This is a genomic window from Arthrobacter sp. E3 (assembly GCF_017353415.1).
Classification (GTDB): Bacteria; Actinomycetota; Actinomycetes; order Actinomycetales; family Micrococcaceae; genus Specibacter.
In genome coordinates this window covers 24,442-33,996 of the sequence record NZ_JAFMPX010000038.1, presented here as the reverse complement: position 1 = coordinate 33,996, position 9,555 = coordinate 24,442, and the positions used below count along the sequence as shown (strand labels likewise).

The following is a 9,555-nucleotide window of genomic DNA, read 5'->3' as shown; positions in this document are numbered from 1 at the left end:
CCGTGGCAGCCTGGTTATCCGTGACCGTCAACTTCACCGTATACGGCCCGGGAGCCGCATACGTATGGGTCGCCGTGACACCAGTACCCGTGCCACCATCACCAAAGTCCCACACATAAGAAGCAATAGAACCATCAGGATCACTGGACGCCGAGGCATCCACCGCCACCGCCAGATTCGTCACCACCGGAGTGAAAGCCGCCGTCGGCTCCTGATTCACCGGAGCCGGGATTGGTGCAAGCTGGTAGTGGTTTGCCACCTGGGCAGCTGTCAGCGCGGCAGGATAAACTGCCGCCTCGTCAATGGTGCCGGCGAAGTAGTTGCTCGTCGAGCCCCAGGTGACGTCTCCACCGATCCTCCAGTAGCCCGTGTAGCTTTGGGCTGCTGTCTGCGGGTTGGTGCCCACCGAAACGCCGTCCACGTACATGACCATGCCAGCACTGGACTGCGTGGCCACCACGTGGTGCCAACCGCCGTCGTTGTAGGCATTCGGTGATGTTATGACATTCTGAACGCCCGTGTAGGCGCCGAACACCAGCGTGCCGTCATTTTGCATGTACACGTGCCGGTCGTAACTGCTGGAATTTCCGGTTGCCTTGTCACCAAACCCGATCAGCTTCCCGCCACGGGTAGTGGTCGTCTTGAACCATACCTCCAACGAGTAGACGGTGGGATTGACGAACGATTTTTGGCTGGCCACAAATCCGTTGCTGCCATTGAATACCGCGGCGCCGTCGGTTGTCCCGGCGATCGCTCCGGGCGCCCCCTTGGTCACGCCGCCGACGTAGCTTCCGGAGGCCCCTGCGGGGCTCGAATCGGCAGCTGTGGTGCCTGTTGTGTCACCCAAGCGGTAGTACAAGGTGGGATTGCTGTCATACACCGCGGCGCCGTAACCGTCCGCGGGCTTCGCCCGTGTGACAGCCAACGTCTGGGTCTTGGTGGCCTGCTCGCCTTGGTCGTCAGTCACCGTCAGGGTCGCCTGATAGGAGCCGAGTTCGGTGTAGCTGTGCGTTACTGTGGCGCCGTTGCCTGTGGTGCCGTCGCCAAAGTCCCAGGCGAAGTCCGGTGAGGTCCCCGCGGCCGTGGACGTGGAGGCGTCAAAGCTGATCTGAAGGCCTGCCGCCGTGGTGGTGAACGCCGCCGTGGGCGGTGCCACACCGCCGGTGGCGGTGATGACAGGAGAGCTGGCGGACAAGTTTCCGGCCGAGTCAACGGCACGCACAAAGTAGCGGTTCTCCCCGCCCTTGGGCACGGTGGCGTTGGTAGCCGTTGTTGTTGCCACCACCCTGTCATTACGCAGGATCTGGTAGGAGACTGAGCCGCTGTTGTCCGTTGCAGCGTTCCACGCCAGCCTCACGGTGGTGGTGCCGTCCGCGGACTTGCTGACATTTCCCGGGATGCTGGGCGCCGTGGCGTCGATCTGGGGGAAGCGGGCAAACCCTCCGGTCCACGCGCCGGCCTTGGTGTTGGTGGCGACCGTTGTCATGTCCCCGCCTGCCCACATGGTGCCGTTGCTGTCCACGGTTGTTGCCCAGATGCCCTGCCCCAGCCGGAATTTCATGCTCGGCGTGAATGCGGGGATGATGTCACCTGTTGTGGCGTCCCAGGCACCGATCCATTCAAAGGAGTCCGCCGCCGTCCATGCGGTGCCAAAGCTGGGCCATTGGAAAGCGTTGGAATAGTTCCAGTCGTGTCCATGGGAGCCGGCGTAGAGAACTCCGGTGTTGCTGGAGGTGATGGCCTGGAAGTCACCGTTTTTGTTGCCAATGTTGCCGGAGAGCCGGTCAAAGCTGGCCGTGGAGTAGCTGAACAGGCTGTGTTCGGAGCCGCCCACCCACACACGGTCGCCCACTTGGTGGATGGCCTGCTGGTAGTTGTTGGTGCTGCTCCACACGGGGCTCCACGCCGGTGTTGCCAGCGGCGCACCGGCCACGGCCTGCACTGCCGCCGCCTTGAAGGCATCCGCTGTTCCGGCGGTGGTGAAATATCCGCAGGCATAGAGCCGGCCGCCGTCACTTGAGGCGTCGATGGAAACAACGGTTCCGTTGAATTCAGGGTTCCAGGTGCTGTCCGGGGTGCCATTGGCCAGCGATACCCGGCCTGCCCCCTTGGCATAGACCCACGAGCCGGGCTGGTTCCCCCCAGCCATGTGGGTGAACGCACCACCCAAATACAGCCAGTTCCCTTCCACAGAGAGGGAGCTGACCCGCATCACGCCGTTGGTGAGCCGGTTTTCCATGTTCAGGTTCCAGTTGGTTGCGGTGGCCCCAGTTATCGGGTCCAAGGCCACCAGCGCTGGAGCCGGGGCACCGTTGGCCGTGCTGAACATGCCGCCGGCAATGATGTCACCGTTGGGCAAGACCGCCAGCGACATGATCGAGCCGTTGATCTGTGGCGTAAAGGTTCTCACCAGTTCACCGGTATTGATGTTGAAGGCTGCCAGGAAGGATTGGGCCACCTTGTCGGCGCCAGTGGAAGTTGCTGTTCGTTGAACCGAAGTGAAGTTTCCACCCACGTACATGGTGTTGCCGCTCTGCACAAACGCCTGGGCCTCCACATCGCCCTCACGCTTCGGTGCGACCGGGGTTGTCAAGCCCCACACGGTGTTGCTGGCAAAGGAGCTGGCCACGGGCACGTTCGTTGACACGGCACTTCCGGCGTCCCCGATCCGTGCAAACCCTGCGTCGCTGGAGCGAACGTTCGGGCGCAGGTACACCTCCGTATAGGGCCGGGCGTAACCGAGGGTGTTGGACGCGGACCACAAGTAGGTGCCGCTGTCATTAGTGCCCTTCACGGAGGAGCCGAAGGCAAACCCCATGGTCCATGACTGTGCGGAGGTCTCGGAGGCGTTGATGTGGCTGAAACCACTGTTGGGGCCAAAGTCCGAGGTGAGCCCACCGGTTCCGCGCACCCCGTCAAATGAGTACGACACCACCTGGTGTGCCGCACCGAAGGTCCAGACCCAGCGCCCCATCGTTTTCGTGCTGAACCTTGATTCCTGCCATTGGGTACCGTCAGTGGTGGTGGCCCGCTTCAGTCTGATTCCATCCGTGAGCGAGTCTGGGGCCTGACCGTTGAGCAATTCGTCCACAGTTGCAGCAGGCATTTGGGTGGTGGCCCCTGACATGGGGGAAACGCCCGCTGTGCGAAGGGCTGATTGTGTTCCGGTCCCCCCATTGCGCTGGTCCCAGCCTTCCCGGCCCTTGCCGATGAGCACCCAGCCGCCGCCATCGGTGGTCTGGTCGCAGTAAAACTGTGCTGGGGCTGCCATTTTCGGTGTCAGCAGCCAGTAGGTGCCATCCGACGAGGAGGGATTGTTTCCCTTGATCTCCCAGCAGGAGGCTGCCGCTGCTGCGGCACTGGATCCATCCCGCACCACCACGGGGGCGGCTTGGACGGGACCTGCCGTCATTACCAGAGCTGAAATTGCCATTGACGAGACAGCCACTGCCGTTGCGGCAATCATCCCCAGCGCCTTGACCTGCTTGCGGGCATTAAACACGGTTACCCCTATTGCTACTTTTCGGAGTCAACGATAAAAGCGCGGCCCCAGCCCGGAGCTCATACAAATTTGCAGAGTGAACCTAGGCTATTCCGGCCGTTGGGGGAATAATAGCGAGGTTTAACGAATTTTGTACCCGACTTTTGAGCGGGACTACGTGTAGTCGGGAGGGCGCTACTCGCCGCCTTCTATGCCTTACCTGTATGGCGTCCGGCGGAAATTGATTTTCGGCGTCCGGGTGCCGCTTTTACTGGCAACTCGGCTACTTGAAGGCCAAAGCCGGTGTTTTCCGGTTCCCGTAGTCCCAGCGCTCCGGCCACCATGACGATCACCAGTCCGGCGCCCAATATCCCGTAGTAGAAGACTTCGACGAAAGCCACCAAAAGCAGCGTGTTGCACACCAGCCCCACCAGGTCGGTGCGTTTGATGGTCCGGACGAAAAGATGACCCAACCAGACTAGAAAAAGACCCAAGCCAACAAAGCCGTGGGAGAACATCAGCATCCACACGTGCCCCTGTGTGCCGACGGATGGCTGGCCCTCCCGCTCGGAGGGCCGTGGCGCACCGTATCCGAATAAGGGCGATTCAAGGGTCCGCTCAAAGGTCTCAAGGTACAAGTTCCCGCGGTCATCGATGCTTTCAACTTTGGCGGTGCGCTGGTCGATGCGTTCCTGGACGGGAAGCACCACAAAGCTCGTGCCAGCAACCAGGGCTATGCCCAGAATGGCCAGCAGTATTTTCCCGTGGCCCAGCAGCGCTGCCCGGATTCCGATGTACAACATTGCGATGCCCAGGCCCAAGAACATTCCCCGGTTCAGCGTCAGGACCGCCGGGACAAAGGAAATGGGCAAGGCCAGCATCAGCAGCCAGAATTTGGGCCCGCGCCGCACCATGGCCGCGTAAACCACCACCACCGGGGTCAGCAGCGAATACACGTTGCCCCAGCCGTTGGCGTAGAGGAACGGGGCACTGGGCCTCGGTGCGGCGATAACAAATGCTCGGGGGTTCGGGTTGAACTGGGTCAGCCGGCGGAAGGCCATGTCATGCACATAGGAGTTATCCAGCAGCGACTGCGGCAGGACATAGGCCAGTGGAGTCTTCAACTCCCAAACCGGGGCCATCAGGCCCGCGTAGCCTCCGGCAATGACAACGAGCCAAAAGATGGTCAGAATGCCAAAAACCTTGCGCTCGGTCAGCTGCCGCCGGGCGTTGTACACATAGATGAAAATGACAGTCGCCGCCATATAGAGACTGAAGCGGTACATGAAGCCGATGACCCGGACAAACTCGTCGAGCTGGATCATCGAGCACAGCATCCAAATCAGGAACAGCATCCACATGCCAAAGCCGCGCGGAGCCCTCAACCGCTTGGTCCGTGCCAGCACCAGGAACATGACCAAAGCAAAGAGCGGCCATGCCATGTCACCGAGCCCCAACAGCCACCACAAGGGGAAGCCAACAAATGCAATGGCAACGGGCCAGACAGGCAGCCTGTCGGGACCCTTCATGTCATCTTTGGGGCCGGAATTTTCCTGTTCCCCCCGCCGAATGGTTGCCCGCTTCGTTTGCTGGCGTTGTTGACTCGGCATTGACTTCCTCGCGCTACTCAGTGACCAGAGACCACAAGGGGGTTGTCGATCACCTCCCTTGCACTAGTTGGCATTCTCTCACGAGGTGTCAGCAAAGCAAGGCAGAGTTGATACACTCACGTCTTACACCAATACTCACGACTGGGGGAAGCCGCTTTGGGCAACTCGGAGAACCGTCCCTTGCGGGGACCACATGTGCCCACCGGGCACGAAATTCCAACACAGCTGCCCGACGTCGGGGTGGTCTTGGCAACTCACAACCGTCCCGTGCTCATGCGCAGGGCACTGGAGTCCATCCTCGCTCAGGATTACGCGGGCCGCATTTTTGTCATGGTGGTCCACGACAAGTGCGACCTTGATGAAACCCTCGCCTCGACCAACCCCGCACGCACTGTGGAGGTGGTGGAAAACGGCCGGACTTCCGGACTGGCCGGTGCCCGCAATACTGGCGTGCTGGCGCTGAAGACACCGCTGGTTGCCTTCTGCGACGACGACGACACCTGGTATCCGCAGAAGCTGACCCGTCAGGTGGCGGCGCTGCAGGCCGTTCCTGATGCGGAATTCTGCTCCACGGCGATGCTGGTCGACTATAACGGAAACGAGGCCGTCCGTGTGGCTGGCACCGACTCTGTCAGCCATGAGGACCTGCTCCGATCACGCATGTCCATGGTTCATTCCTCGTCATTTTTGATCAAACGGCAGGACCTCATCGACGGGATCGGCCTGGTCGATGAGACCATTCCGAACAGCATGTGCGAGGACTGGGACTTGCTGTTGCGCGCTTCCACGCGCAAGCCGATCGTCAATGTGGACGAGCCCCTGGTAAAGATCCAGTGGGGTGGCACTTCATTCTTTTATCAACAGTGGGACGTAAAGAACACCGCCCATAAGTGGATGCTTGAACGCCACCCTGACATTCTTGGCAATGCCGTGGGCCGTGGCAGGATTTACGGGCAGCTCGCCTTCGGGCACGCCGCCCTTGGCCAGCCCCAGTCCGCGTTCAGATGGGCCGCCCGCTCGTTGCGTGCCAACGTTCGCGAGCCGCGTGCCGTGTTGGCCATGCTGGTCGCTGCCCGCCTGGTGTCAGCGGAAACTGTCGTGGACAGGCTGCAGCGTAAGGGTCGCGGAATATGACGAATAAACTTCACATTAAAAACGTGCCTGCTTCACAGGAAACGAACTTATGCTTGTGAAGCATGCCATAGTCTTATTCAAAGGTTGGCCTGAAATACCCGCACCAGCTGCGGGCATCTATTCTTGCCGACCGGTCGTCGCTATATATATGGGGATTCAGTGAAAGATCAAGCTTCAGTTGGCCTCGGGTATTACCTCTTTGTTTTGAAGCGCCAATGGGTGACAATCCTGGCCTCGACTTTAATCTGTGTGGTTGCCATGGCCGTGTACGTGGCGGTGGTGCCCGGGAAGGTCGTGGCCACCACCAGCGTGAACGTCAACGTCATTGTTTCGGATCCGTTCAACCCCTCACGCCCGGCATCCGGCCTGCTTGACACCGCCACGGAAGCCAAGCTCGCCACGTCGTACGTCGTCGCGGCCGCTGCTGCCAAGGCACTCAACGGCGCAGAAACTCCCACCGAATTGCGCAACGGAGTTTCCGTCACCACCGTGCTCAACGCCACGATTGTGACCATCTCCTACGCTGCGCCGTCGGAACAGCGCGCCCGGGCAGGTGCCGATGCAGTCGGTACCGCCTACCTTGCCTATCGGCAAAGCAACGCGGAGAACACCAAGAAGAAAATGATAGGAAACCTCGAGGCACAACTTGATGCCCTGAACAAAACGGCCTCAAAGATGGGCCTTGCGGACAAGTCGGCGATCAACACCCGGATTTCAAATGTGGAATACCAGATCAACCAGCTCACCACCATCGACACCGACGGCGGTTCCGTGATTTCCCCGGCAACCGAGAACCCCGTCATTACGAAGCCGCAACCAAGTCTGCTGCTCATGTCCGCTTTGCTGTTGGGACTGGTGCTCGGTGTCATCCTCGCGTTCGCCATCAACGCCATGGCCCGGCGCGTTCGTGACGCTCACGACATTGAGGCAGCCGCCGCAGGCCCGATCCTGATGGCCTTGGACCGCCCCACGGGTGACATCCCGCCGCAGGGTGAGGAGCTCATTTCCTACCGAAGCATGCGTGAACGGCTCCTGGCGTCCACCGACTCCGACCTTGGCGTGCTGGCTGTTATCGACGAATCGATAAACTGGTCGGATTCCGACGTCGGACACGCCCTCGCCGTCGTCTTGGCACAGGCAGGCCACGACGTCGAACTCGTGGTGATGGGTGCGACCCACGCGCAGCAAGAACGGATGGAGGGTGAGCTCAAGTTGGTCTCTGGAGGCCTTGACGACTCAGCCACATTCTCCTCACAACTCATACCGTCCCTGAGGGTCATCTATCCTGCGAGTGGCGCTGACGATTCAAACACCGACGACTACGTCACGGACGCGGTCCGCCACCGAGTGCAGGACAGGCTTCCCGGCGCAACAATGGTGCTTGTGCTGCCACCCCACGCGTCCGCCTCAAGCCGCTTGGCGGCAGCCCGGCTTTCCCAAAACGCCTTCATAGTTGCCGAGCATCGCCGTACGGCAATAGCGACCTTGGCGGAGCGGGCTCAGGAGTTCGCCGACGTCAACACCAACTACCACGGAGTGGTGCTGGTACGGGTGGCACGCAAGCCTGACACAACGTCGCGGAGTGCCACCGCCGAACAGTCCAAGACCAGTCAGCATCGGCAATCTGTGGACTCGTAGGAGCCATTGCTGCCAGAGCTTTGGGTGACCACCCGGGTAAGCACCGTGAAAGTTATTAGGCTGATGTTGCGCAGGAAATGACAAGAAGATCCACGGATGTCCGTGGATCTTCTTGTCATTGCCTCTGGTGTGTTTGGCTACTGTCCGTGGTTGTAACGGGCCTTGGTCCTGGGCGAATTCTTTAGTCGCGGTGTTCCGCGCAACTCACTGCCCCCCGGCAAGACCTGAATGTCGGCGGCTATTTACATGCATCGCCGGTGGTTTCTGTGTCATAACCTGACGATGCGCGCACCGATCATAAATGTGAAGTGCTTACGCTAAGAATTTAGTGGCTACAAATATTGATACAAGAGAGGCCCTTTCCCCGGGTTCCAGAAGGAAAACAAGGAAAGGGCCTGCGTAACTTCAGATTAGTCCAGCGCCCGCGCTGCAGTGTCGAGAATGCCGATGAGGTTTTCCGGTGAAAGCCAGGATGAATCCCAGCTGCCGTTTGCCGACGCCAATGTCCAAGCCCGTTCCGCCACCACCAAGGCGTATACGGCCGACAGGTCAGCCCACGCCGAGCGCGGGATGGCGGCCGCCTGCAAATAGGGTTGAACATCCCGAGCCGCAGCATGCCAATCGTCGGAGTTGAACGAGCCGCGGGATTCCCGGCGCACGCTAACGGCCCAATGCCAGGCGTCCAGGCCGGCCACGGCGTCCGGCTCTGCGGTTTCCCAGTCCCAGCACCACAGCACGCCAGACGGTTCTCTGGCCATGTTCCAAGGGACCATGTCCCCGTGCCATCTGGCTGAGACCGGAAGGATGGCGTTGCGGGTACGCAGCAGCCGCTCTACGCGTTTCGTCGCAGCCGCAAGCTTTCCCCCTGATCCGTCAGAGTATTCAGGGAGACTTTCTAGCCGCTGGCTAAGTGCCGAGAAATGGGCGGTGCCGCCCACGGTACCGTGCCGGGTGACCCCACACAGCGAAAACATTTCTTGCGCTGTAGGCTTACCGACGGCGCCGCGGACTGCCTGTACATTGCTGGGCAGGGGCGTGGAAATGAGGTATGGATAGCCGTCCCATGTTCCTGTACCGGCAAGCTCAGGCACCCGCATGTGTTCGGAGCCCCCCGACAGCGATGCCAGAGCCTTTTGCTCTGTACGGATGAACCCGCTGCTGGAATCATTCCAGGCAAGTTTCGCGTATCCGACAGCCCCTCCCTTGGCGTCGAAGAGCTGCAGAGTCGGCTTTCTATTATCGCCCAGACGTATCCCGATGGCCGCTGCAAGTGGCCCAGCGCCGATGTTGCGTGAGATCTCGGCCAAGGGCAGGGCAACCGGGTTGGTTGCGGCTGACTTCACCTGGACAGTCAAAGTGCCCACGGACGGCGGCAGACCGCAGGAAGCAGCCCAGCCTAGGCCGCTGCGGCCCATGCGGATCTTCCTCGGTCTCAACGCCCGGTAGGACAGGAGTGCGGCCGCAGTCACTACTCGGTTTCCCTTGGGGATGAGAAGTTGCGGCCGGGCGGTCGAGGGAAGGACCCAGTAGCGCTCCACGTCGCGCCAGTGAACCGACGGTCGGGGGTTTGCCACTACCCGTACGTGACCTGACGCCACCGGTGTCCTCCACAGCTGTTCGACAAGCGCGTCCAGGCCGCTGTTTCCGTTTCCCGAGATTACTTGCTCAGCCAACAATTTTTGCATTTTCCCC

General features: G+C 60.7%; 5 protein-coding genes. 2 read left to right on the top strand and 3 right to left on the bottom strand.

Translation table 11 applies throughout. The features are described 5' to 3' along the window. A partial coding sequence (locus tag JMA46_RS17500) for a PKD domain-containing protein (RefSeq protein WP_348770178.1) occupies window positions 1–3,502 on the bottom strand: 3,502 nt, incomplete at its 3' end. Window positions 3,503–3,690: 188 nt separating this feature from the next. Further along, on the bottom strand, window positions 3,691–5,091 hold the full coding sequence (locus JMA46_RS14080; RefSeq protein ID WP_207345974.1) for an O-antigen ligase family protein: 1,401 nt from the start codon (window positions 5,089–5,091) through the stop codon (window positions 3,691–3,693). A 180-nt stretch (window positions 5,092–5,271) separates the two neighbouring features. Between JMA46_RS14080 and JMA46_RS14075 the strand changes: the two genes are divergently transcribed. Further along, the gene (locus JMA46_RS14075; protein WP_247647320.1) at window positions 5,272–6,225 is read left to right on the top strand and encodes a glycosyltransferase family A protein; all 954 of its coding nucleotides are present in this window, start codon (window positions 5,272–5,274) and stop codon (window positions 6,223–6,225) included. 159 nt (window positions 6,226–6,384) lie between these two features. Further along, window positions 6,385–7,863, top strand: a complete 1,479-nt coding sequence (locus JMA46_RS14070; protein WP_207345973.1) for a hypothetical protein — start codon at window positions 6,385–6,387, stop codon at window positions 7,861–7,863. A gap of 410 nt (window positions 7,864–8,273) precedes the next feature. Here the strand turns inward: JMA46_RS14070 and JMA46_RS14065 are convergent, their stop codons facing one another. Continuing rightward, window positions 8,274–9,437 carry a hypothetical protein gene (locus JMA46_RS14065; RefSeq protein WP_207345972.1) on the bottom strand — a complete coding sequence of 388 codons (1,164 nt, stop codon included), beginning with the start codon at window positions 9,435–9,437 and terminating at the stop codon, window positions 8,274–8,276. Between the last annotated feature and the right edge of the window lie 118 nt (window positions 9,438–9,555).

What these genes read in the sequence shown, in the direction of transcription:
- JMA46_RS14080 (WP_207345974.1), bottom strand. Translation starts at nt 5,091, where the DNA reads ATGCCGAGTCAACAACGCCAGCAAACGAAGCGGGCAACCATTCGGCGG.